The 23997-nt window shown below is 66.2% G+C and carries 17 protein-coding genes and 4 tRNA genes; 6 read left to right on the forward strand and 15 right to left on the reverse strand.

Translation table 11 applies throughout. The annotated features are described in order from the left end of the window. Nucleotides 1-18 precede the first annotated feature (18 nt). The 13 genes from VD964_RS00140 to VD964_RS00200 form a co-directional block, all read right to left on the reverse strand. Nucleotides 19-93: transfer RNA gene (locus VD964_RS00140), tRNA-Gly, on the reverse strand. 4 nt (nt 94-97) lie between these two features. Beyond that, a tRNA-Asp gene (locus tag VD964_RS00145) sits at nt 98-174 on the reverse strand. A 73-nt stretch (nt 175-247) separates the two neighbouring features. After that, a tRNA-Ala gene (locus tag VD964_RS00150) sits at nt 248-323 on the reverse strand. Between the two features lie 38 nt (nt 324-361). After that, nucleotides 362-448 (reverse strand) — tRNA-Leu (locus VD964_RS00155). A 74-nt stretch (nt 449-522) separates the two neighbouring features. Beyond that, nucleotides 523-2178 (reverse strand): phospholipase D-like domain-containing protein, encoded by a 1656-nt coding sequence (locus tag VD964_RS00160; RefSeq protein ID WP_324864297.1) that lies wholly within the window; start codon nt 2176-2178, stop codon nt 523-525. Nucleotides 2179-2285: 107 nt separating this feature from the next. Next, entirely contained in the window at nt 2286-3320 is a 1035-nt protein-coding gene (locus VD964_RS00165) for an aldose epimerase family protein (RefSeq protein WP_324864299.1), read from the reverse strand. Beyond that, nucleotides 3317-4306, reverse strand: a complete 990-nt coding sequence (gene yjfF / locus VD964_RS00170) for a galactofuranose ABC transporter, permease protein YjfF (protein WP_324864301.1) — start codon at nt 4304-4306, stop codon at nt 3317-3319. Before yjfF ends, VD964_RS00165 begins: the two co-directional genes overlap by 4 nt. After that, nucleotides 4303-5346, reverse strand: coding sequence for an ABC transporter permease (locus tag VD964_RS00175; protein ID WP_324864303.1), 1044 nt, complete (start codon nt 5344-5346; stop codon nt 4303-4305). Before VD964_RS00175 ends, yjfF begins: the two co-directional genes overlap by 4 nt. Beyond that, a complete protein-coding gene (ytfR, locus tag VD964_RS00180; protein WP_324864305.1) occupies nt 5343-6887 on the reverse strand; it encodes a galactofuranose ABC transporter, ATP-binding protein YtfR in 1545 nt (514 codons plus the stop codon). Before ytfR ends, VD964_RS00175 begins: the two co-directional genes overlap by 4 nt. 178 nt (nt 6888-7065) lie before the next feature. Beyond that, nucleotides 7066-8034, reverse strand: coding sequence for a galactofuranose ABC transporter, galactofuranose-binding protein YtfQ (gene ytfQ, locus VD964_RS00185; RefSeq protein ID WP_324864307.1), 969 nt, complete (start codon nt 8032-8034; stop codon nt 7066-7068). A 315-nt stretch (nt 8035-8349) separates the two neighbouring features. Then, nucleotides 8350-9930 (reverse strand): aldehyde dehydrogenase (NADP(+)), encoded by a 1581-nt coding sequence (locus tag VD964_RS00190; RefSeq protein WP_324864309.1) that lies wholly within the window; start codon nt 9928-9930, stop codon nt 8350-8352. Between the two features lie 189 nt (nt 9931-10119). After that, the gene (locus tag VD964_RS00195; RefSeq protein WP_324864311.1) at nt 10120-11064 is read right to left on the reverse strand and encodes a dihydrodipicolinate synthase family protein; all 945 of its coding nucleotides are present in this window, start codon (nt 11062-11064) and stop codon (nt 10120-10122) included. A 17-nt stretch (nt 11065-11081) separates the two neighbouring features. Continuing rightward, nucleotides 11082-11963, reverse strand: a complete 882-nt coding sequence (locus VD964_RS00200) for an SMP-30/gluconolactonase/LRE family protein (RefSeq protein WP_324864313.1) — start codon at nt 11961-11963, stop codon at nt 11082-11084. 187 nt (nt 11964-12150) lie between these two features. Between VD964_RS00200 and VD964_RS00205 the strand changes: the two genes are divergently transcribed. The 6 genes from VD964_RS00205 (at nt 12151) to VD964_RS00230 (ending at nt 20122) form a co-directional block, all read left to right on the forward strand. Then, nucleotides 12151-13164, forward strand: a complete 1014-nt coding sequence (locus tag VD964_RS00205) for a LysR family transcriptional regulator (RefSeq protein WP_324864315.1) — start codon at nt 12151-12153, stop codon at nt 13162-13164. 118 nt (nt 13165-13282) lie between these two features. Then, nucleotides 13283-14386 carry a multiple monosaccharide ABC transporter substrate-binding protein gene (gene chvE / locus VD964_RS00210; protein ID WP_324864317.1) on the forward strand — a complete coding sequence of 368 codons (1104 nt, stop codon included), beginning with the start codon at nt 13283-13285 and terminating at the stop codon, nt 14384-14386. Nucleotides 14387-14470: 84 nt separating this feature from the next. Further along, on the forward strand, nt 14471-16045 hold the full coding sequence (mmsA, locus tag VD964_RS00215) for a multiple monosaccharide ABC transporter ATP-binding protein (RefSeq protein WP_324864319.1): 1575 nt from the start codon (nt 14471-14473) through the stop codon (nt 16043-16045). Then, nucleotides 16042-17241: a multiple monosaccharide ABC transporter permease gene (gene mmsB / locus VD964_RS00220; RefSeq protein ID WP_310116379.1), complete on the forward strand. Its 1200-nt coding sequence runs from the start codon at nt 16042-16044 to the stop codon at nt 17239-17241. Before mmsA ends, mmsB begins: the two co-directional genes overlap by 4 nt. 28 nt (nt 17242-17269) lie before the next feature. Continuing rightward, the gene (locus tag VD964_RS00225) at nt 17270-18220 is read left to right on the forward strand and encodes a Gfo/Idh/MocA family oxidoreductase (RefSeq protein ID WP_324864323.1); all 951 of its coding nucleotides are present in this window, start codon (nt 17270-17272) and stop codon (nt 18218-18220) included. Nucleotides 18221-18295: 75 nt separating this feature from the next. Continuing rightward, complete coding sequence (locus VD964_RS00230; protein WP_324864326.1) at nt 18296-20122, forward strand: IlvD/Edd family dehydratase; 1827 nt, start codon at nt 18296-18298, stop codon at nt 20120-20122. 101 nt (nt 20123-20223) lie between these two features. On the opposite strand, the gene VD964_RS00235 is transcribed toward VD964_RS00230, so the two are convergent. Together VD964_RS00235 and VD964_RS00240 are read right to left on the reverse strand one after the other, a co-directional pair. Next, a complete protein-coding gene (locus tag VD964_RS00235) occupies nt 20224-21891 on the reverse strand; it encodes a LeoA/HP0731 family dynamin-like GTPase (protein ID WP_324864328.1) in 1668 nt (555 codons plus the stop codon). A 65-nt stretch (nt 21892-21956) separates the two neighbouring features. Continuing rightward, nucleotides 21957-23660 (reverse strand): GTPase domain-containing protein, encoded by a 1704-nt coding sequence (locus tag VD964_RS00240; RefSeq protein WP_324864330.1) that lies wholly within the window; start codon nt 23658-23660, stop codon nt 21957-21959. Nucleotides 23661-23997 lie beyond the last annotated feature (337 nt).

A 23997-nucleotide genomic window follows, 5' to 3' on the forward strand; every position in this document is an offset into this window, starting at 1 on the left:
AAACTGTCGCTCCAGTAATGGAGCGGGCGAAGGGATTCGAACCCTCGACCCCAACCTTGGCAAGGTTGTGCTCTACCCCTGAGCTACGCCCGCAAAGTGGCGCGAGTGACGGGACTTGAACCCGCGGCCTCCGGCGTGACAGGCCGGCGCTCTAACCAACTGAGCTACACCCGCGCTGAGGAGCGGCGCCTTTTACAAGACATCACCCCGATAGACAAGACCTAAACTCTACCCAAACCTTCAGAAGTGGTGGAGCCAAGGAGGATCGAACTCCTGACCTCTACAATGCCATTGTAGCGCTCTCCCAGCTGAGCTATGGCCCCACTATACTTCTGCTACCCCTCACCAACACTTGGAGTGTTGGTGCGCTTGGAGGGAGTCGAACCCCCACGGCCTTTCAGCCACTAGGACCTGAACCTAGCGCGTCTACCAGTTCCGCCACAAGCGCTTTCCCCGCACCGCGTTGTGCGCCGCGGGGAGCGCCTATGTAGCGGGATGGACCGCGGCCCGCAAGCACAGAATTCACTCTCCGCGAAAATTTTTCCCAAGCCCTTTCCGAACCCCTTTTCGGCCGGCCCAGACGGCAAGCCCGATCCCGATCGCGGCACCCGCGGCAACCCCGGCGGCGATGCGCAGCGTGGTGCGGTTCACGTCGCCGAACACCGTCGCGCCGCGCAGGATGATCTTCGCCATCGGCTCCGGCCGATCGGGATCGAGCAGCCGCTCGTCGACCAGGGCCACCTCCGCCTCGCTCAGCGGTTCGGGCTCCAGCGGCCGGAGCGACCGGCCGGCGGGGTGCATCAGCCGGTCGACGGTGGCGACCAGCGAGCCGCACCCCTCCTCCGTCCGCTCGACCTCCTCCACCGCCACGCCCAGATGCTCCGCCATCAGCCGCGTGCGGACGGAGCGAATGGCGCGGCAGTTCTCCGACTCCTCCTGCCCATCGCCGGGCGGGCATTCGATGGCGAGGTCGCATTCGGTGTCCAGCCCCTGGGACCGGTTGTTGATGTTGGACGATCCCACCCGCAGGAAGCGGTCGTCCACCACCAGAACCTTGGCATGGACATAGATGCCCTGCCCGCCCTCCGTCACCGGGGCCAGGATGCGGAAGCGGCCGTGGGGATCGGCCTCCCGCAGCCGCCGGACCAGCAGCGAGCGGGCGCTGCCCATCGCCTCCTCCTCCACCCAGCCGGGGGCGCGTTCCGGGTTGACGACCACCACCTCCGGCCCATCCGGCTCCGACAGACGGGCGGCGATGGCGCCGACGATCCGTTGCGAGGCGAAATACTGGCTTTCCAGATAGATGAACCGCCGTGCCGCGGCGATGGCGGCCAGATACAGCGCCTCGATCTCGCGCACGCCGCGCTTGCCGGTCTTCCCGCGGTCCTCGTCATCGGCCATCGGGTCGGTGCGGGCGATGGCGACGGGGATGTCGCGGAAGTCGGGCTCCAGGTCCTCCGGCCAATGGGCCTCGGTCGGCGGCGGCGGGAGCAGCGCATCGCCGGTGGCACGGCGCCAGCGCTCCCGCGCCAGCTCGCCCAGCGCCCGCGCCGCCTCGCCGTCGACGGCGGTGGTCACGTCGTGGAAGGGACCATAGGCTATGCCGCTGGGCCGTACGCGGCGGGGATCGTCGTCGCGATGCTCGGGGGTGTCCCAGCGGTCGGTGGTCATGTCGATGCCGCCGCAGAAGGCCAGCGCATCGTCGATGATGGCGATCTTCTGGTGATGGCAGGCGCCGGGCGGATGGGCGGAATCCAGGCGGAAGCGCAGGCGCCGGCTGCTCAGCCAGTCCAGCAGGACCAGAGGCGTCCGGCCGCGGAACGGCATCTTCAGGACCGCCAGATCCCATTTCAGCACGTTGATGGTCAGTTCCGGCCGCACCCGGACGATCCAGGACAGGAAGTCGCCCAGTTCGTTCGGCACGTCCGGGATCGGGTCTTCCGGCTCCAGCTTGATCCGGGTGTCGAAATCCCAGCCGATCAGCATCACCGTGTGGCGGGCGCCGAGGATCGCCGCCTTCAGCCGGGCGAAATAGGCGGCGGCGTCGATGATGACGGCCATCCGGTCCGCTTTCGCCACGCGCCAGCAGGTCCGGCCGGGCACCAGGATCGGTCCAGCCGGGATTTGGTCGGTCCGATAAACGGGACTGGGGCGGGCGGCGTCCGGCGTCGCGGCCATGTCGACCTTTCCTTCCGGCATGGTGGGGTTTCGCAATGGCAGCAGCGGAACCGCTGCCGTGCCTTCGATGAACCCCGCAAACCGGTGGACGGTTCCCCGCTTTCCGCTCAGCCCGCCCGGAATCGCAGCTGCATGCGGTGCCGGTATGTCCCGCCGGGGTCCAGCCGCGCCGACGGGAAATGGCCGATGTTGGGGCTGCCGGGAAAACGCTGGCTTTCCAGCGCCAGCCCGGCGAAGCGGCAATAACGCTGTCCGCCCTTTCCCATCACCTGCTCGCTGAGATAGCCGCCGGTGTAGACCTGCAGTCCCGGCTGGTCGGTCGCCAGTTCCATCCGCCGGCCCGATGCCGGATGCTCCAGCACCGCCACAGGGCGCAGTTCCCCCGCCGGCCCCTCCAGGCACCAGTTGTGGTCGAAGCCGAAGCCGCCGACCGCGTCCAGGGCCTCGCCTAGCGCCACCCCACCGCGCAGGTCGAAGGGGGTGCCGTCCACCGGCCGCACCTCCCCCGTCGGGATCAGGTCGTCGCCGACCGGCGTGGTGAAGCCGCCGCGCACCGCCAGCCGGTGGTCGCGCAGGTCGCCGGAAGCATGCCCTCCAAGGTTCCAATAGCTATGATGGACGAGGTTGACGATGGTCGGCCGGTCGGTGGTCGCGGTCATTCGGATGTCCAGCACGCCGTCGTCGGTCAGCCGGTAGCGCGTCGTCGCCGTCAGCGTGCCGGGATAGCCCTGGTCGCCGTCCGGCGAGACAAGCGTGAAGGTGACGGCGTTCTCCGCCTCCTCCACCTCGGCGTCCCAGATGCGCCGGTCGAAGCCGTCCGGCCCGCCATGCAGCTGGTTCGGCGGCTCGTTGGCGCTCAATTCATGGCGCACGCCGTCCAGCGTGAAGGCCGCCCCGCCGATGCGGTTGCCGTAGCGCCCGCAGGTGGCGCCGAAATAGGCGTCGCTCGCCAAATAGTCGGCCACCCGGTCGAAGCCCAGCACCACGTCGGTCGTGTTTTCATCACGGCCGGGCACCGACATCCGCACCAGCCGGGCGCCATGGGCGATCACGGTCGCCTCCAGCCCGCCGGCGGAGAGGGTGAAGCCCTCCACCGGACGGCCTTCGACGGTATCGAACAGGAAACTCCCGATGGGCATCATGCCTCCGCCGGTTCGCCGCCGCGGCCGGCCCAGACCGTCAGCAGGCCCTTCTGCAACAGGATGAAGACGAACAGCAGCACGCCGATGGCGATCTTGGTCCACCAGCTGCTGAGCGTGCCGTCGAAGGTGATGTAGGTCTGGATCAGCCCCTGGATCAGCACGCCGACGAAGGTGCCGACGACATAGCCGTAGCCGCCGGTCAGCTGGGTGCCGCCGATCACCACGGCGGTGATGGTGTCCAGCTCCACCCCCGTCGCCGCCAGCGAATAGCCGGCACCGGTGTAGAGCGAGAAGACGATCCCCGCCAGCCCGGCCAGCAGCCCGGACAGGGCATAGACCGCCACCGTCGTCCGCCCCACCGGCACGCCCATCAGCTCCGCCGACTGCCGGTTGCCGCCCAGCGCATAGAGGTTGGCGCCGAAGCGGGTCCAGTGCGCCAGCACCACCGCGGCGACCACCACCCCCAGCATCAGCAGCGCCGGCAGGCTCAGCTTCAGCCCGAAGTCGAAGCGCAGCGCCATGTCGTTCAGCTCGCCATAGAGCGGGTGGTTGATCGGCACCGAATCGGTGGTCAGGACGAAACCCAGGCCGCGGGCGATGAACATGCCGGCCAGCGTGACGATGAAGGGCGGCATTTGGAAGACATGGATCACCCCGCCCATCGCCGCGCCGAAGCCGCCGGCGGCGATCAGCGCCACGGCGAAGGCGGGAATGGGGTGCCAGCCGCCATGTTCGATCAGCACGGCCAGCAGCACGGTGGTGAAGCCGATCACCGCTCCCACCGACAGGTCGATCCCGCCCGACAGGATGACGAAGGTCATGCCGACCGCGGTAATGCCCAGAAAAGCGTTGTCGGTCAGCAGGTTTGCCACCACCCGCCAGGAGGCGAAATTGGGGAACTGCGCCGCGCAGATCAGGAATCCGACCACCAGCACCGCAGTGGTGACGATCAGGGGAAGGAAGCGCTGGATCGCTGCGTTGGTCATGGTTTTGCACCCCCGCTCGACGGCGCCACCGGCGGCTTGACCGTGCCCATCGGCCGCGCCCCCTTCGGGCGCGGCAGGAACAGGGTCAGCGTCGGCGATTGCAGCAGCAGGACGACCATCAGGACGCCCGCCTTGACGATCAGGTTGAATTCCGGCTTGAAGCCGCTCAGCAGAATGCCGGTGTTCATCGCCTGGATGATCAGCGCCCCCACCACCGACAGCACCAGCCCGAAGCGCCCGCCGAGCAGCGAGGTGCCGCCGACCACCACCGCCAGGATGGCGTCCAGCTCCAGCCACAGCCCGGCATTGTTGGCGTCGGCGCCGCGGATGTCGGCGGTGACGATCAGCCCGGCCACCGCCGCGCACAGCCCGCACCAGACATAGACGGCGACCAGAACCACCGGCGTGTTGACGCCGGCCCCGGCGCTGGACAGCCGGTTGATGCCGACCGCCTCGATCATCAGCCCCAGCGCCGTCGCCCGCACCAGCAGGGCCGTGACCGCCAGCAGCGCGATGGTGATGACCACCGGCATCGGCACGGTCAGGAAGGACCCGCCGCCGATGAAGGCCAGCGCCGGGCTGGTGAAGGTGACGATCTGCCCCTCGGTGATCAGCTGGGCGATGCCGCGGCCGGCGACCATCAGGATCAGCGTGGCGATGATCGGCTGGATGCGCAGAACCGCCACCAGCAGCCCGTTCCACAGCCCGCACAGCAGCCCGGCGGCCAGCGACGCCGCCAGCACCGCCGGCAGGCTCCACCCCGCCCCGGTCATGGTGGCGGCGACCGCGCCGGAAATCGCCATCACCGCACCGACCGACAGGTCGACGCCGCGGGTGGCGATGACCATCGTCATGCCGATGGCGAGCAGCGCCACCGGGGCGCCGCGGTTCAGAACGTCGATCAGGCTGCCGAACAGCCGGCCGTCCTGCAGGCGGATGGCGAAGAAATCGGGAAACAGCAGCCAGTTGGCCAGCAGGACGGCGATCAGCGCGCCATATTGCGGCAGGTTGCGCGCCGGACCGGGAGCGGACAGCGTCATTGCCGCACCTCTCCAACTGGCGTCTCGGACGCGATGGCGGCGACGATGCGCTCCACGCTGACCTCTCCTCCCCTCAGTTCCGCCACATGGCGGCGGTCGCGCAGCACGACGACGCGGCGGCTGTAGGCGACGATCTCCTCCAGTTCCGACGACACCACCAGCAGCGCCATGCCGTCGGCGCACAGCCGCTCGATCAGGCGGATGATCTCTGCGTGCGCCCCGACGTCGATGCCGCGCGTCGGCTCGTCGAGGATCAGCAGCCGCGGCTCGGTCGCCAGCCAGCGCGCCAGCAGCGCCTTCTGCTGGTTGCCGCCGGACAGAAGCTGGATCGGCCGTTCGGCGTCCGGCGTGCGGATGTCGAGCAGGCGGATGAAGCGGTCGGCGATCTCCTCCTGCCGGCGGCGCGGGATCGGCTTCAGCCAGCCCTGGCGCGCCTGGAGCGCCAGGATGATGTTCTCCCGCACCGACAGCTCGCCGACGATGCCCTCCTTCTTGCGGTCCTCCGGACAGAAGCCGAAGCCGAGCCGCACGGCGTCGCGTGGCCCCTTCAGCCGCACCGCACGGTCGTCCACCGTCGCCTCGCCCCGGTCGGCGCGGTCCATGCCGAAGACCAGCCGGACCGTCTCCGTCCGGCCGGAGCCCAGCAATCCCGCCAGCGCCACCACCTCGCCCGGACGGATGTCGAGGTCGAAGGGCTCCACGCTGCGCGACTTGCCGAATCCCTTGAAACTGGCCAGCGGCGGACGGGTGTCGATCTCCTCCGGGCCGAGGTCGATGCGGTGGGCCGCCGCCTCCAGTTCCCGCCCCAGCATCATGGCGACGAGATCGAGGCGCGGCAGGTCGGCCGTGCGCCGCTCGCCCACCAGCCGGCCGTTGCGCAGCACGGTGATGCTGTCGCAGACCTCATAGACCTGATCGAGGAAATGGGTGACGAAGACGATGCCGATCCCGCGCGACCGCAGGGTCCGCATCACCTTGAACAGCACCGCCACCTCCTGCGCGTCCAGGCTGGCGGTGGGCTCATCCAGGATCAGCACCTTGGCCGACATGTCCACCGCGCGGGCGATGGCGATGATCTGCTGCGTCGCCACCGAGAAGCGCCCGAGCGGGGCCGTCACGTCGATCGACAGGCCGTAGGGCATCAGAATGGCACGCGCCCGCCGCCGCATGGCGCCGCGGTCGACCAGCCCCCAGCGCATCGGCTGTCGTCCCAGGAACAGGTTTTCCGCCACCGACAGGTTGGGCAGCAGGTTCACCTCCTGATAGACGGTGCCGATGTGCAGACGCTGCGCCTCCTCCACGCCGCGCGGTGCGATCTCCCGCCCCTCCAGCGCCACGGTGCCGCCGTCCCGCTGATAGACGCCGGTCAGCGTCTTGATGAGGGTCGATTTGCCGGCGCCGTTCTCGCCCAGCAGGGCATGGATCTCGCCATGGCGCAGGGTGAAATCGACGCCGTCGAGCGCCTGGACACCGAGAAAGGCCTTCGACAGCCCGCGGATCGCCAGCAACGGCGCGGAGGGGGGAGCGGTGGACGCCGTCATGACGGACCTCGCCGGATGCGCGGAAAAACAAGTGGATAATCCCCTCTCCCCCCGGGGAGAGGGTTAGGGTGAGGGGGTGGCGCGGCGAGGATTCTCGAGAATCCAACCTTGTGCATCCCCCTCACCCCGGCCCTCTCCCCAGGGGGGAGAGGGGGATTTCTGCAAACCTTACCCCAAGTCAGTAGGCGTCCTTGCGGCGCTCGTACTCGGCCTTGGCGGTCTCGGGCGTGAACAGGGCCGATTCCGTCTGGATCCACTTCGGCGGCGCCTTGCCGTCCTTCTTGAAGGCGATCAATGCGTCATAAGCAGGACCCGCCATGTTCGGCGTCAGCTCCACCGTGGCGTTCGCCTCGCCTTCGGCCATCGCCTTGAAGATGTCCGGCACGCCGTCGATGGAGACGACCAGGATGTCCTTGCCCGGCTTCAGCCCGGCTTCCTTGATCGCCTGGATGGCCCCGACCGCCATGTCGTCGTTGTGGGCGTAGACGGCGCAGATGCCCTTGCCGCCGTTCTCCGCCTTGATGAAGCTCTCCATCACCTCCTTGCCCTTGGCGCGGGTGAAGTCGCCGGACTGGGTGCGGACGATCTTCATCCCCGGATTCTTGGCGACGATCTCGTCGAAGCCCTTCTTGCGGTTGATGGCGGGGGAGGAGCCGACGGTGCCCTGCAGTTCCACCACCGCGCATTTGCCGCCGGTCTGCTTGGCCAGCCATTCGCCGGCCACCCGGCCCTCATGCACGGTGTCGGAGGTGACGGCGGTCATGTAGAGGCTGGAGTCCTTGGTCTCGATCTGGCGGTCGAGCAGCACCACCGGGATCTTCGCCTCCTTGGCTTCCTTCAGCACCGAATCCCAGCCGGTCGCCACCACCGGCGCGATGAAGATCGCGTCCACGCCCTGGGCGACGAAGGAGCGCACGGCCTTGATCTGGTTCTCCTGCTTCTGCTGGGCGTCGGAGATCTTCAGGTCGATGCCGCGCTTCTCGGCTTCCGCCTTGGCGGTCTTGGTCTCGGCCGCGCGCCAGCCCGATTCCGATCCGATCTGCGAGAAGCCGACCACCAGCTTCTTGTCGGCGGCCTGCACCGCGCCAAGCCCGATAAAGAGCGCCGCAGCGGCGGTGGCGGCGGAGATCACCCATTTCCTGGACATCTGTTTCACTCCCTGAGGTTTTATTGCCGTGCTTTCGGATGGGGGCAGGCGGCGGAATGGCGCGCTGAAAGTTCGTGATCCCAGCCCGGTCAAATTTGTTCGCCATGCCCACTTTAAGTACGCAGAACCATAACTGTCCAATACGATTCTTGACCGATGCGATGCTGAAAAGGATATGTCCGGTCAAAAGAACGGCCGGGCAGCGCAAGGCCGCCCGGCCGCAAGGTGACACCGGTCCATGAAAAACAACTTCATGAGAAACCGGGGCCGACGCACCCGAGGGAGAGCGCGCATATCGTCGGACGGTCGGCTCGCCTATCCCCGTCCCAATTCGCCATCCACCCGCCGCCACAGTCCCAGCGGGTTGCCGTCGCGCACAGCCTCCGGCAGCAGGTCGGCCGGCAGATCCTGATAGCAGACCGGGCGCAGGAAACGGCGGATCGCCAGCGTGCCGACCGAGGTGCTGCGGGCGTCCGAGGTCGCCGGGAAGGGGCCGCCATGCACCATCGCGTGGCAGACCTCCACCCCCGTCGGCCAGCCGTTCGCCAGGATGCGGCCGGCCTTGCGCTCCAGCGTCGGGATCAGCGCCGCCACGGCGGCCTTGTCCTCCGCATCCATCTGCACCGTCGCGGTCAGCTGCCCTTCCAGCTTTTCCGCCACCGCCTTCATCGCAGCGACGTCGGGGCAGCGGATCAGCAGCGACGCGGCGCCGAACACCTCCTCCTGCAACTCAGTGTCGGCCAGGAAGGCGTCCGCCGTCGTTGTGAAGAAGGCCGCCTGCGCCTGGTTCGGCCCGCTGCAGGCCATGCCGCGCGCCAGAATCGTCACCTCGCCGCTGCCGGCCAGCTTGGCGACACCGGAATCATAGGCGGCATGGATGCCCGGCGTCAGCATGGTGGACGCCGCACTGCCGCCGATGGCCTCCACCGCCGCCGCGACGAAGCGGTCGAGATCCGGGCCCTCGACGCCCAGCAGGATGCCGGGGTTGGTGCAGAACTGCCCCGCCCCCATGGTCAGCGAGGCGACGAAGCCCTTGCCCAGCGCCTCGGCGCGCGAGGCCAGCGCCGCCGGCATCAGGAAGACCGGGTTGATGCTGCTCATCTCGGCATAGACCGGGATCGGCTCCGGCCGCCTGGACGCCACCTCCATCAGCGCCAGCCCGCCGCGGCGCGAACCGGTGAAGCCCACCGCCTTGATGCGCGGATCGGCGACCAGCGCCGTGCCGATCTCGTTGCCGGTGCCGAACAGCAGGGAGAACACCCCCTCCGGCAGCCCGCAGGAGGCGACCGCCGCCCGGATGGCGCGGCCGACCAGTTCCGACGTGCCGGGGTGGGCGCCATGGCCCTTCACCACCACCGGACAGCCGGCGGCGAAGGCCGACGCGGTGTCGCCGCCGGCCACCGAGAAGGCGAGCGGGAAGTTCGAGGCGCCGAACACCGCGACCGGCCCCAGCGGGATGTGGCGCTGGCGGATGTCGGGGCGGGGCAGCGGCGTGCGCGCGGGCATGGCCGGGTCGATGCGCGCCTCGATCCAGCTTCCTTCGCGCACCACCTGGGCGAACAGGCGCAGTTGCCCGACGGTGCGGCCGCGCTCGCCCTCCAACCGCGCACGCGGCAGACCGCTTTCCGCCATGGCGCGGGCGATCAGGTCGTCGCCGATATCGAGGATGTTCTGGGCGACCGCCTCCAGGAAGGTGGCGCGCTGCTCCAGGCCGGTTTCGCGGAAGGCGTCTAAGGCGGCCCAGGCCAGCGCGCAGGCGCGCTCCACCTCCGCCGTCCCGCCGCCGCCGAAGGCGGGCTCCAGCGCCTCGCCGGTTGCGGGGTCGACGGCGCGGAACTCGCCCTCGCTGCCGCGGTGGGTCTCGGCGCCGATCAGCATCTCGCCGGTGATGGTCATGATGGGTCTCCTTGTTGGGAGCGTTTTGCCCCCTCCCTAACCCTCCCCCTCTTCGAGGGAGAGGGGACTGCCGCCGGTTCTGCATTTAAGCCACGCTGCCAAGCATCTCACCCCCTCTCCCGCGATCGGACCGGCCTTCGCCCGGCCGAGGGCGGGGGAGGGATGGGGAGGGGGCACCACCGGGACCACTCACCGCCCCCAGCGCAGCACCAGCGGATCGAGCCGCCGCGCGGCATCCAGCAACCCCTCGCGGCTGATCGGGTGCGGGCTGGACATCGGGTGACGCATCGCGTCGGACCTGATGACACCGCCCTCCTTCATCAGGATCTTCGCGGTGGCGATGCCGCACTGGCGGTTCTCGTGGTTGATCAGCGGCAGCCAGCGCCCATAGGCCGCCACCGCCGCCTCGCGGTCGCCGGCCAGATAGGGATCGATGATCTGCCGGATGCCGTCGGGATAGCCGCCGCCGGTCATCGCCCCGGTCGCCCCGGCGTCGAGGTCGGCCAGCAGCGTGATCGCCTCCTCGCCGTCCCACGGTCCTTCGATGGCGTCGCCGCCCAGTTCGATCAGCGTGCGCAGCTTGGCCGCCGCCTGCGGCACCTCGATCTTGAAGTAGGAGACCTGCGCGATCTCCCGCGCCATCCGCGCCAGCAGCGGAGCCGGCAGCGGGGTGCCGCTCACCGGCGCGTCCTGGATCATGATCGGGATGTCGATGGCGTCGGACACGCGCTGGAAGAACTCGACGATGCCGGCCTCCGGCACGCGGATGGTGGCGCCGTGGTAGGGCGGCATCACCATTACCATCGCGGCCCCCATATCCTGGGCGCGGCGGCTGCGCTCGGCGCAGGCGCGGGTGCTGAAATGGGTGGTGGTGACGATCACCGGCACCCGGCCGGCGACATGGGCCAGCATCGTCTCCATCAGCACCGCGCGCTCGTCGTCGGTCAGCACGAACTGTTCGGAGAAGTTGGCGAGGATGCACAGGCCGGTGGAGCCGGCGTCGATCATGAAGTCGACGCAGCGCTTCTGGCCGTCGAGATCCAACTCCCCCGTTTCGGTGAAGATGGTGGGGACGACGGGGAAGACTCCGCGGTAAGGGCGGGCGCTGGACGGCATGGCGGTGGGGTCCTTCATCGAAATCGGATCGGCAGTCAGTGCGACGGGGAACCGAAGCGGCCGGGCGGCAGGCCGCGGACGCCAGGGTCGCACTCGAACAGCGCTCCGGCCAGCGGCTCCTCGGGCCGGCCGTGCGCCGCGGTGGTGACGAACAGCCGGTCGAGGTTCGGACCGGCGAAGACGCAGGAGGTGACGCGGGAGACCGGCAGGGTGATGGCGCGGTCCAGCCTGCCGTCGGGACGGAAGCGGCTGACGCGCGCACCATCCCAATGGGCGATCCACAGCCCGCCCTCGGCATCGCAGGTCATGCCGTCGGGATAGCCGTCGGCCTCGGTGAAGCGGATGTGGACCCGCTTGCCGGACAGGCTGCCGTCGGCGCCGATGTCGAAGGCATAAACCGTCCGCGCCGCACTGTCGGTGTGATAGATCGTCCGCCCGTCCGGCGACAGCGCCGGCCCGTTGGCGACGGTGTAGCCCTCGTCGACCCTGGTGACGGCGCCGTCGGGATCGATGCGATAGAAGCTGCCGGCCGGCGCCTCCTCCGCATCGTCCATGCTGCCGACCCACAGCCGGCCCTGCGCATCGGCCTTGCCGTCGTTCAGCCGGTTGCCCGGCCGGTCCGGCTCGATCCGCGCCAACTCCTCGGCGATCATCGCCTCGCCCGGCTCCAGCAGCAGGCGGACAACGCTGCGGGAGCGCAGCCCGGCTATGAAGCCGTTGCCGTCGGCGCGCTCCACCAGCCAGCAGGCGGCGTCGTCAAGCTCCCACCCCGCCTGCGCCCCGTCGGACAGGCCGTGGCGCAGGATGCGGGAGCCGCGGATGTCGACGAAGTAAACGGCATCCTGCCGTGGGGACCAGAGCGGGCCCTCCCCCAGCAGCGCCCCGGCCTGCCAGACGCAACGCACTTCCTGCGCCATGCCGCTTCACTCCCCCTCGCACCCTGAGGCTGTCGTTGCCGCCAGCCATTTGAAAAATTGTTGACGACCCGAACGATAAGAGGCCTCTTGATAATCGTCCAATACGAAGATGGGCATCTGCGATATCAATTGTCGTATACCGGCATTCCGCAACCCGGTGCCGGCGCCCGACCGGAGGCAACCACCCGTGACCCCCCAGCGCTTCCCCCCGAACTGGTTCCAGAAGGCCCGGCTGAAGCTGCGCCATCTCCAGCTGTTCGCAGCGCTCGACGAACACCGCAACCTGCACCGGGCCGCCGCCAGCCTGAACATGTCGCAGCCGGCGGCCTCCAAATTGTTGGGCGACCTGGAGGAAACGCTGGGGATCGAGCTGTTCGACCGCCATGGCCGCGGGATCGAGCCGAACTGGTACGGCAGCCTGATGATCCGCCACGCCAGGATGATCCTCAGCGAGTTGCAGGAAACGGGGGAGGAACTGAACGCGCTGCTGGCCGGGCACAGCGGCCGGGTGTCGGTCGGCACGGTGATGGCCCCGGCGGTGGAACTGGTGGTTCCCGTCATCAGCAGCCTGACCCGCGAGCATCCCAACCTGAAGATCGCCGTGGCGGTGGAGACCAGCGACGTGCTGGCCGAGCGGGTGCATCAGGGGGTGATGGATTTCGCCATCGGCCGCCTGCCGGGCCATTTCGACCCCACCGCCTTCGAGTATCAGGAGATCAGCAGCGAGGAACTCTGCTTCATCTGCCGCGCGGGCAACCCGCTGCTGCGGCTCGGCCGCCCGCTGACCGCCGCCGACCTGTCTGATGCCACCTGGATCCTGCAGCCGGTCGGCACGCTGCTGCGCGACCGGGTGGAGGCGCTGTTCCGCGCCGAGGGCGCCCGGCTGCCGCACAAGGTGATCGAAAGCGCGTCGCCGGTCATCTCGATGGCGATGGTGGCGGAGACGGAGTCGATCACCGTCTTCGCCCGCGCGCTCGCCCAGGTGTTCACGCCCGGCGGCTGCTACACCATCATGCCTTTCCACAAGCGCTTCAGCGTGGAGCCCTACGGCATCTTCTGGCTGAAGGACCGGCCGCTGTCGCCGGGGGCCCGCACCGTTCTGTCGGCGGTGCGCGCGGCGTCGGAACGCAAGATGCGCCAGTTGGCGGAACCGTCATCCGATATCGAAATGCATATCGGATTGCCGAATAATCATATTTGACAGTTATGGGGAAACGGAGGATTGCTAGGGGTACAAACCATCGCGTCCCATGCCGTCCGCGACACCGAACGTGGGGGCTGCGAAGCGCGTGCCGTAGAAACGGGGAGGATTCCGGTCCATGTCGTCTCCTATGCGTTCTTCCTTCGGTTCAAAACTGGCTGGCAAACTTGGCGGCCTCACCATCGGCCTGCTGATCGCCACCGGCACCGCAGCCGCCCCGGCGATGGCGCAGGACAAGCCGACCATCGGTATCGCCATGCCGACCAAGTCGTCGGCGCGCTGGATCGACGACGGCAACAACATGGTCAAGTATTTCCAGGAAAAGGGATACAAGACCGACCTGCAATATGCCGAGGACGACATCCCCAACCAGCTCGCCCAGATCGAGAACATGGTCACCAAGAACGACAAGGTTCTGGTGATCGCCGCCATCGACGGGACGACGCTGACCGACGTGCTGCAGAAGGCGGCGGAACAGGGCGTGAAGGTCATCGCCTACGACCGGCTGATCCGCGGTTCCGCCAACGTCGATTACTACGCCACCTTCGACAACTTCCAGGTCGGCGTGCTCCAGGCCGCCTACATCGAGAAGGCTCTCGGCTTGAAGGAGGGCAAGGGTCCGTTCAACATCGAGCTGTTCGGCGGCTCCCCCGACGACAACAACGCCTATTTCTTCTACAACGGCGCCATGTCGGTGCTGCAGCCCTACATCGACGGCGGCAAGCTGAAGGTGCAGAGCGGGCAGATCGGCATGGACAAGGTGTCCACCCTGCGCTGGGACGGCGCCGCCGCCCAATCCCGCATGGACAATCTGCTGAGCGCCTATTACGGCAACAAGACGCTGGACGCCGTGCTGTCGCCCTATGACGGCATCAGCATCGGCATCATCTCCTCGCTGAAGGGTGTCGGTTACGGCTCGGCCTCGCAGCCGATGCCGGTCGTCACCGGCCAGGACGCCGAAGTGCCGTCGGTGAAGTCGATCCTGGCGGGCGAGCAGCGCTCCACCGTCTTCAAGGACACCCGCGAACTGGCGAAGGTCACGGTGGGCATGGTCGACGACCTGCTGGCCGGCCGCACCCCGCAGGTCAACGACACCAAGACCTACGACAACGGCAAGAAGGTCGTCCCCTCCTATCTGCTGAAGCCGGTCAGCGTCGACTCCATGAACTGGAAGCAGGTCCTGGTCGACGGCGGCTACTACAAGGAATCGCAGATCAAGTGAGTGAGCGGCGTTGGAGCGGATGCCGCCCGGCATTCCGCTCCAGCGCTCCGCCGGACCATGCAGGCGGACGACCGGGGGTCATCCATGGACAGCATTCTTGAGATGCGCGGCATCACCAAGACGTTTCCGGGCGTCAAGGCGCTCGACGACGTCAACCTCTCGGTCCGCGAGGGGGAGATCCACGCGCTGATCGGCGAGAACGGCGCCGGCAAATCGACGCTGATGAAGGTGCTGAGCGGCGTCTATCCGCATGGGACCTATGACGGCGAGATCCGATTCCGCGGCCAGCCCGTCGCCTTCCGCGGCATCGCCGACAGCGAGAAGCTGGGCATCATCATCATCCACCAGGAACTGGCGCTGGTCCCGCTGCTGTCGATCACCGAGAACCTGTTCCTCGGCAACGAGCAGGCGAAACGGGGCGTCATCGACTGGATGGCCGCCACTGCGCGGGCGCGCGAACTCCTGCGCATGGTCGGGCTGACGGATTCGCCGGAGACGCTGATCACCGACATCGGCGTCGGCAAGCAGCAGTTGGTGGAGATCGCCAAGGCCCTGTCCAAGCAGGTCAAGCTGCTGATCCTGGACGAGCCGACGGCCAGCCTGAACGAAAGCGACAGCGACGCGCTTCTTGCCCTGCTGCTGCGCTTCAAGGAACAGGGCATCTCCTCTATCCTGATCTCGCACAAGCTGAACGAGATCGCCAAGGTCGCCGACCGCGTCACCATCCTGCGCGACGGCACCACGGTGGAGACGCTGGACTGCCACCACGGCCCGATCAGCCAGGACCGCATCATCAAGGGCATGGTCGGCCGCGACCTTGCCGACCGCTATCCCCGCCGCGCCGGCAACCCCGGCGACATCCTCTTCCAGGTGAAGGGCTGGAGCGCCGACCATCCCATCCATCCCGGCCGCCGCGTCGTCAAGGACATCGACCTGCATGTCCGCCGGGGCGAGGTGGTCGGCATCGCCGGCCTGATGGGCGCCGGCCGCACCGAATTCGCCATGAGCCTGTTCGGCCGGTCCTATGGCCGCAACATCCGTGGCCAGGCCTTCCTCGGCGGGCGCGAGATCGACGTGTCCACCATCAGCAAAGCCATGGGCAACGGGCTGGCCTATGCCACCGAGGACCGCAAGCATTACGGCCTCGTGCTGGACAACGACATCCGCCACAACGTGACGCTGGCCAATCTGGACGGGGTCGCCAGGCGCGGCGTCATCCATCACGAGCGCGAGATCGAGGTCGCCAACGACTTCCGCCGCCGCCTGCGCATCCGCTGTTCCGACGTGTTCCAGCAGACGGTCAACCTGTCCGGCGGCAACCAGCAGAAGGTCGTGCTCAGCAAATGGCTGTTCGCCGACCCGCAGGTGCTGATCCTGGACGAGCCGACCCGCGGCATCGACGTCGGCGCCAAATATGAAATCTACACCATCGTCAACCAGCTGGTGGCCGAAGGCCGCGGCGTCATCCTGATCTCGTCGGAACTGCCCGAATTGCTGGGTGTCGCCGACCGCATCTACGTGATGAACGAAGGGGCGCTGGTCGCCGAGATGCCGGCGGCCGAGGCCAGCCAGGAAAAGATCATGCACGCCATCATGTCCTCGTCCGTGAAGGCTCCGGCGGTCACGCAGAGCATGGTTGCCCGGGAGTCCCTGCAATGAGCGCCGAACTGAATCTTCCGGCCGCCCCGCCGCGCCAGGCCTCCATGGCCAGGTTCCTGAAGAGCCACATGCGCGATTACGGCATGCTGATCTCGCTGCTGGCGATCGTGGCCTTCTTCCAGTACATGACCAACGGCACGCTGCTGCAGCCGTTGAACCTCACCAACCTCGTCCTGCAGAACAGCTACATCGTCATCATGGCGCTGGGCATGCTGCTGGTGATCGTCGCCGGGCACATCGATCTGTCGGTGGGCTCCATCGTCGGCTTCATCGGCGCGCTGGCCGCCATCCTGATGGTGCAGTTCCAGCTGCATTTCATCCCGACCGCCATCCTCTGCCTGCTGGCCGGCGCCGCCATCGGCGCTGCACAGGGATATTGGGTCGCCTATTTCCGTATCCCCTCCTTCATCGTGACGCTGGCGGGCATGCTGGTCTTCCGCGGCCTGAGCCTCGCGCTGCTGGCCGGCCAATCCGTCGGTCCCTTCCCGGTGGAGTTCCAGCGCCTCAGTTCCGGCTTCATCCCCGACGTCTTCGGCACGGCCGGCTTCCACACCACCACGCTTCTGCTGTGCCTGGTGACGCCGGCGATCATCATCGGCCTCAGCGTCGCCGCCCGCATCCGCCGCCACCGCTTCGCCATCGAACAGGAGCCGCTGCCGCTGTTCCTGCTGAAGAGCGCCGGGCTGTTCGCGGTGGTCGCCTATATCGGCATGCTGCTGGCCTCGTACAAAGGGCTGCCGAACGTCCTGATCATCATGGCGCTGCTGATCGGCATCTACGCCTTCGTCACCCGCGACACCACCATCGGCCGGCGCATCTACGCGCTGGGCGGCAACGAGAAGGCCGCCAAGCTGTCGGGCATCGACACCCGCCGCCTGTCCTTCTACACCTTCGTGAACATGGGCGTGCTGGCTGCGCTCGCCGGCCTGATCTTCGCCGCGCGGCTCAACACCGCCACGCCGAAGGCCGGCGTGTCGTTCGAGCTGGATGTAATCGCCGCCTGCTTCATCGGCGGCGCGTCGGCCTCCGGCGGTGTCGGCCGGGTGACCGGTGCGGTGATCGGCGCCTTCATCATGGGTGTGATGAACAACGGCATGTCGATCCTCGGCATCGGCATCGACTGGCAGCAGGTGATCAAGGGTCTGGTGCTGCTCGCCGCCGTCTGCTTCGACGTCTACAACAAGGGCAAGGCCTGAGGCCTTCCGCCCCGACCGGACAATCACCATGACGCTCCCCACCCTCGGCCTCGTCGGTCTGGGAAAGATCGCCCGCGACCAGCATATCCCGGCCATTGCCGCCACCGGCCTGTTCGAATTGGCCGCCGTGGTCAGCCCGGACGGCGCCTCTGCCGACAACGTTCCGACCTTCCGCTCCCAGGCGGAGGTGCTCGCGGCCCTGCCCGGCCTCGACGCCGTGGCGCTCTGCACCCCGCCCGCCGTTCGTCACGGCCTGACGGTCGAGGCGCTGCGCGCCGGCTGCCATGTGCTGATCGAGAAGCCGCCCGCCGCCACCCTGTCGGAGCTTCACGATCTGGTGGCGGAGGCCGAGGCCGCGCGGCGTACCCTGTTCACCGCCTGGCATTCGCAGTTCAACCCGGCGGTGGAGGAAACCCGCCGCCGGCTGGCGGATGCCGAGATCCGCAGCGTCGCCATCACCTGGAAGGAGGATGTGCGGCGCTGGCATCCGGGCCAGGACTGGATCTTCGCGGCCGGCGGTTTCGGCGTCTTCGACCCCGGCATCAACGCCCTGTCGATCCTGACCGACATCCTGCCGGCCCCGGTCTTCGTCCGCTCCGCCGACCTGCATGTGCCGGCCAACCGCGACACCCCCATCGCCGCGACGCTGGAGATGTCGGCCGCTCCCGGTTCCCGCATCGGCCGCGTCACCGCCGATTTCGACTTCCTCCAGCAGGGCGAGCAGACCTGGTCCATCGTCATCGAGACCGATGGGGAAACCGATGGCGGCCGCCTCGAGCTCACCCATGGCGGGACCCGCCTGATGGTGGACGGCACGCATGTGCTGGCCGAGCCGGACACCGAATACCAGCGCATCTATCGCCACTTCCACCGGTTGATAGGCGATGGGGCGAGCGACGTCGACGCCCGCCCGCTGTCCCTGGTCGCCGACGCCTGCATGGTCGGGCGCTGGCACCGCACCGACGCCTTCGACTGGTAACGCCGCCGCAGCGACGCACCCCCAACTCCGGCGCCGCCGATCCGGCCCGCGCCCCAACCTGAAACCGGTGTCGATATGACCGATACGAAGCCCCCCTTCCCTCCCAACTCCTCCGATAAAGGGCGTCGGCTGCGGTCGCGCGCGTGGTTCGACAACCCCGCCAATCCCGACATGACCGCGCTCTACCTGGAGCGCTACCTGAACTTCGGCCTGACGCGGGAGGAGCTGCAGTCCGGCGCCCCCATCATCGGCATCGCCCAGACCGGTTCCGACCTCAGCCCCTGCAACCGCCACCATCTGGTCCTGGCCGAACGGCTGCGCGAGGGCATCCGCACCGCCGGCGGCATCGCCATCGAGTTCCCGGTCCACCCGATCCAGGAGACCGGCAAGCGGCCGACCGCCTCCATCGACCGCAACCTCGCCTATCTCGGCCTCGTCGAGGTGCTGCACGGCTATCCGCTGGATGGCGTGGTGCTGACCATCGGCTGCGACAAGACCACCCCGGCCTGCCTGATGGCGGCGGCGACCGTCAACATCCCGGCCATCGCGCTGTCGGTCGGCCCGATGCTCAACGGCTGGTTCCGCGGCGAGCGCACCGGTTCGGGCACCATCGTGTGGAAGGCCCGCCAGTTGATGGCGGCCGGCGAGATCGACTATCAGGGCTTCATCGAGCTGGTGGCCTCGTCCGCCCCCTCGACCGGCTACTGCAACACGATGGGCACCGCCTCCACCATGAATTCGCTGGCGGAGGTGCTGGGCATGCAGCTCCCCGGTTCCGCCGCCATCCCCGCCCCCTACCGCGAGCGCCAGCAGGCCGCCTACGAGACCGGCAAGCGCATCGTCGAGATGGTGCGCCAGGACATCAAGCCGTCCGACATCCTGACCCGCGACGCCTTCCTCAATGCCATCGTCGTCAACTCCGCCATCGGCGGCTCGACCAACGCGCCGATCCACATCAACGCCATCGCCAAGCACATCGGCGTGCCGCTGACCGTGGACGACTGGCAGACCCACGGGCTGGGCGTGCCGCTGCTGGTCAACCTCCAGCCGGCCGGCGAGTATCTGGGCGAGGACTTCCACCGCGCCGGCGGCGTGCCGGCGGTGGTGTCGCAGCTGATGCGCCAGGGCCTGATCCGCGAGGACGCGCCCAACGTCAATGGCCGGACCATCGGCGAGAACTGCCGCAACACCGAGATCCTCGACACCCGCGTCATCCATCCGATCGACGACCCGCTGAAGATCAACGCCGGCTTCGTCGTGCTGCGCGGCACCCTGTTCAACGCCGCCATCATGAAGACCAGCGTGATCTCCGACGAGTTCCGCGAGCGCTACCTGTCCAACCCCCAGGACCCGGAGGCGTTCGAGGGCAAGGTCGTCGTCTTCGACGGCCCGGAGGACTACCATCACCGCATCGACGACCCTTCGCTGGGCATCGACGCCTACACCATCCTGGTCATCCGCGGCACCGGCCCCATCGGCTATCCGGGTGCTGCGGAGGTGGTGAACATGCGGCCCCCCGCCGACCTCATCCGCCGAGGCATCCATTCCCTGCCCTGCATCGGCGACGGGCGGCAGTCGGGCACGTCGGGCTCCCCATCCATCCTCAACGCCTCGCCGGAGGCGGCGGCCGGCGGCAATCTCGGCCTGCTGCGCAGCGGCGACCGCGTGCGCATCGACCTGCGCCGCGGCAGCGCCGACATCCTGATCTCCGAAGCGGAGTTGGCCGACCGCAAGGCCACGCTGGAGGCCGCCGGCGGCTACCCCGCCCCGCCGTCGCAGACTCCGTGGCAGGAGATCCAGCGCGGCATCGTCGACCAGTTGGACGAGGGCATGGTCCTGAAGCCGGCGGTCAAGTACCAGCGCGTGGCGCAGACGATGGGGATTCCGCGGGATAACCACTGAGGCCGTGAGGCTTCGGGTCGGCGACCGCCCTCCTGCGTTGTAGGAGGGCGGCGGTCCTCTTCCCGAACGGAAGTGATGTCGTTCCCGGGTTGCGACGCTCTCTACATGTCGATGACGACTCCCGCCCCGGGCAACCGCGGCGGTTCACCCCCGTAGCGTAGGTGGAGGGTCTCGGCCTCCCTCGCCCAGTCACGCATTGCGCCATTGCGTTCTGCAGCCTCAATGAACGCGTTGCGCAACGCTTCGAACAGCGCATGCATCGCTTCGATCTGGGGGAAATAGGTCGACATGAAGTCGGGAGAGTCGATGTGCGTGAGAAGGTTGGAGCGTTGGTCCTCCAAATCCTTCACGATTTCCCGGCGATCTTCCTCGAATTTTTCAACCCTTTGCGACTCCCGCCACATCGACCAGATTTCCAGCGCGATACCTATCCCTGCCAGAGCACCATTGGCGAAGCGCGCCGCCTTGATGGCACCATACGGCTTGAACTTGAATGCGGGCATCACCCAGTCGCGAGCTTTCAGGATCATCGTGTTGCTGATCGTAGCGCTGCCCCCGAACTTGCCGGCCATTTTGCCGAGCGTGTTTGTCAACGCAGTCTCGCCGGAACCGTCGGCAACGAAATTCGCACTCATTGTGACGATCTGCTGACTGATCGGACCGAGTTCCCGTGTGAAGGCGTTCTTGATCGCTGCCGTCACGGCAACCCCATCCCGCCCGATCTTGCGGTTGAAGAATTCCTCGAAACCGTCCATACCGGTGTGCTTGGCTTCGGTGATCAGATCGGCGAAATAATCGTCCACTTCCCGACGGAGCGCCATCTGAGCCTCTGCGGCCTCCCGCTTGTAGCGGGCAAGGCGCGGCTCTTCCTCCTTGGCTTTCCCATCGGCGATGGCGGCCGACTGCTCGGCCTCTTCCGCCGCTTGACGCGCCGGCAGCAGCAGACGCTCCGTTACATCCCGAAGGATCGAGAGGCAGGTCTGGCGCTTTGCCTCCTCCGCTCCGCCTACGGCATCGACCTTCTCCGCGGTGGCTGTGCGCAAATCGTCGATATGGGACAGCCGAACGTATTCGTCGGGACGCTCCAGCCAGTTTGCGATGCCTTCATCGAACGGATTGGCCGCAACGCCGACGATGGACAGGCTTGCTTCCTCATCGGCCGTTAGTTCGATCAAATCCCGCAGGCGGGATCTGATGTTCGCTTTCTTGATTTCCAGATTGCGCTCGTAATCTGCATCGTCCTCGACATCGGCAACCATGTCGAAGCGGCCGATGACGAAGACAGTACGCGAGAGCAGGGCAAGCTCACGGAAAAGCCAGTTCAGTTCGTCCCGATGACTGTCCTTCAGCGGATTGGATGGATTCAGGACATAGAGGACGAGATTGGCCTCGCTCACATATTTCCGACTCAACTCCTTGTATTTTTCCGCTATACCATCGCCAATGTTCTTTTCCTTGAAGCCGAACAGGCCGGGCGTGTCGATCAGCTCAACCTCGTCGCTGGCGTCATAGACCGTGACCGCGTTCGATGACTCGCTCTGGCTGATCTTCATGTCGTCGGGCACCATGCCGAGCCAAGCGGCCGCAAGCGACGTCTTGCCCTCGGAGAAACCGCCAACCAGCGCAACCTTCAGCTTCCCTGCCCCGGCGACGCTGAGCTTGTCGAGCTTCTCTCTCAGATGCCTAGGAAGCGTAATCCCCAGCTTCTCGCCGGTTTCAAGAAAAGTCAGAATATCGCTCACGTCATGGGTCTGGTGGGAGGCCATCATGATCATTCCTGGAGGGTGAAATGGATTGGACTGACTGCCGGTCTCGGATGCCTGCGACATCTCTCTCAGCCAGTCGACGAATACACCTCGGCATAGCGGTAAAGGTAGGAAGGGTCTTCAGCAAGCTGCCTCAGTTCACCAACTGCCTCTCTCATCGAATTGTCTGCCGCCCGAAAATTCTGTTCCACGGCTTGCAAGGGAAGCGTCATATCAAGAACGTGTTTCCTAAGATCGCTCTCAACCTGTCGCAGTGTTTCATTCACATCTTTGCGCAATTTTGGTTTTATCATGTCGATGTTCTTATTTAGGGAAAGCTTCTGCTGATCCTTGTGATAATCGCTGCTGAAGAAATTCCAGAAGCTGCGAAAAATGCCCATAACCGCAGTAATTCCAGCAATTATCGGCCCGCCGGCCAGCAAAGCCACTGCCGTGTTTACGGCGGTCCCAACAACCCCACCCCAGTCGATGCCGCTATTCGTGCTAACCTCTGCAGCATGAGAGAAGGAAGAGACAAAATCCTTACTGTCAAATGCATGGTTATCATTGAGGTATTTCTCGACGAGCTGAAGCGCTTCCTTACACGAGTTTTGGGCATTACGAACGGTACTCCCTACCCTGCTATTGACAGTCTCCGGAAGTCGATCGCGCTCATCATCAAGAACCTGCTCAAGCTTCCTCTTCAGCTCGTCATCCCCGCTCAGCCCTTTTTCAATCGCCTGCAACATCTCCTTCCGCACGCGCAAGACGCACCCATTCGTCACCTCATCGGTGAGGCGTTTCACGGCTTTCGACGCATCTTCGGCGATCAGTTCGAGTTCCGGCCCCAGCCTCTTAAGCTGCTTCCCCAACTCTCTGGCAGGTTTGGCGAAGTGGTGCTCAGCTTTCTTTTCCAAGGAATCGACAGCCGCCGTGATGGGTGGAAGCAGCTTGTCGAGATTGGTTTGAGCGATTTCACTCCGGGTCGGAACATTGTTTCTCAACAATCTTCCAAACTCTTCGACGTTGCTGAACGCCAGCAGGTCAGTGGAACTCACTCTCGTGAGAAATTTCTCTCGCTGGCTGGCGAAGCGGCTGTCGGACGGCAGGTTATCGGCCAGTGCCAGAAAGCCGGGCAAGGCGCTTAGAACAACATGCCCTTGATAATGAGAACCCAGCACTTCGCGCATCTTCCCATCGAGCGAATTCACGCCGTCGGCAAGGCTCTGATTCTCATCGTCGCTGGCAAGCGAAGTACCGATTTGCCGTGGGTTGTTCAGCTTCTTATTATAGACCGCCCAGACCTTTGCCTGCGGCTTAAGTTGCCGCTTGATCTTTTCCAGCGTCCCGTCCCGCCCATCGTCGCCGCCCTGCGGCGGCCGGGCATCGGCGGTAACGTAAAAGACCACATGGGCACGGTGGAGAGCGTTCTCTATTTCAATAGCGACTTTCGCCTCGTCGCCCTCGATACCCGGTACGTCGACAAGGTTGAAACCGGTACCGTCATACAGGCAGGGATAGGCGCTGGCTTTGCGCGTGTAATCCGGAGAGCCATCCCCGATCGCGTCGCCGGGTTTGTCTCCGGCAGAGCGGAACAGAAGCAGCAGGGCCTCGATCAAAGTTGACTTACCGGCGTTCGTCTCACCATAAAACGCCACGCTCGGATCCGTCCAATCGAGGCGCTTCCATATCTTTGCAATTTCTTGATGCAATTCGATTTCAGCATCGGCAACAATCCTCTGCGCTGCGATCACCGGATCGTCAAAGGATTGTGTTCTGCGCTTTTTGCTCATTTTTCAATATCACTTAACCAGAATGACATTTCTCAAATAGAGAGTTTTATGGATTTTAATGGAACTTGGAATTTATATCAAGCGGCCAGTCTGCAGAATATGCATTCTCAGCCACTGAAACACACTGTTGAGTGGTGAGTTTGGCTGGCGCACAGCGAAATAAGAGCTTTAACAACCACGCGAACGTTCGACGCCACGCCGCCACGCCTACTGAACAATCATCCAGAGCGTACTGTCAGATGAGCTCTGCGCTCAATCCCTGACCCCCATCTCCCCCCACGCATCCCAGCAATGCCCCACCATTTCGTGTGACCTTTCACGCGCGCCCTTGACGTCC

It is taken from the genome of Azospirillum sp., assembly GCF_035628975.1.
Lineage (GTDB): Bacteria > Pseudomonadota > Alphaproteobacteria > Azospirillales > Azospirillaceae > Azospirillum.

Bases quoted from the DNA above. Each gene is read 5' to 3' on its own strand.
- VD964_RS00190 (WP_324864309.1), bottom strand. From the start codon at position 9,930: ATGACCATCACCGGCGAGATGCTGATCGGCGCCGAGACCCACCGCGGC.
- VD964_RS00195 (WP_324864311.1), bottom strand. From the start codon at position 11,064: ATGAAGGACCCCACCGCCATGCCGTCCAGCGCCCGCCCTTACCGCGGA.
- mmsB (WP_310116379.1), top strand. From the start codon at position 16,042: ATGAGCGCCGAACTGAATCTTCCGGCCGCCCCGCCGCGCCAGGCCTCC.
- VD964_RS00160 (WP_324864297.1), bottom strand. From the start codon at position 2,178: ATGGCCGCGACGCCGGACGCCGCCCGCCCCAGTCCCGTTTATCGGACC.
- VD964_RS00225 (WP_324864323.1), top strand. From the start codon at position 17,270: ATGACGCTCCCCACCCTCGGCCTCGTCGGTCTGGGAAAGATCGCCCGC.
- VD964_RS00240 (WP_324864330.1), bottom strand. From the start codon at position 23,660: ATGAGCAAAAAGCGCAGAACACAATCCTTTGACGATCCGGTGATCGCA.
- ytfQ (WP_324864307.1), bottom strand. From the start codon at position 8,034: ATGTCCAGGAAATGGGTGATCTCCGCCGCCACCGCCGCTGCGGCGCTC.
- VD964_RS00175 (WP_324864303.1), bottom strand. From the start codon at position 5,346: ATGACGCTGTCCGCTCCCGGTCCGGCGCGCAACCTGCCGCAATATGGC.
- VD964_RS00230 (WP_324864326.1), top strand. From the start codon at position 18,296: ATGACCGATACGAAGCCCCCCTTCCCTCCCAACTCCTCCGATAAAGGG.
- chvE (WP_324864317.1), top strand. From the start codon at position 13,283: ATGTCGTCTCCTATGCGTTCTTCCTTCGGTTCAAAACTGGCTGGCAAA.
- VD964_RS00165 (WP_324864299.1), bottom strand. From the start codon at position 3,320: ATGATGCCCATCGGGAGTTTCCTGTTCGATACCGTCGAAGGCCGTCCG.
- VD964_RS00200 (WP_324864313.1), bottom strand. From the start codon at position 11,963: ATGGCGCAGGAAGTGCGTTGCGTCTGGCAGGCCGGGGCGCTGCTGGGG.
- ytfR (WP_324864305.1), bottom strand. From the start codon at position 6,887: ATGACGGCGTCCACCGCTCCCCCCTCCGCGCCGTTGCTGGCGATCCGC.
- mmsA (WP_324864319.1), top strand. From the start codon at position 14,471: ATGGACAGCATTCTTGAGATGCGCGGCATCACCAAGACGTTTCCGGGC.
- VD964_RS00235 (WP_324864328.1), bottom strand. From the start codon at position 21,891: ATGATGGCCTCCCACCAGACCCATGACGTGAGCGATATTCTGACTTTT.
- yjfF (WP_324864301.1), bottom strand. From the start codon at position 4,306: ATGACCAACGCAGCGATCCAGCGCTTCCTTCCCCTGATCGTCACCACT.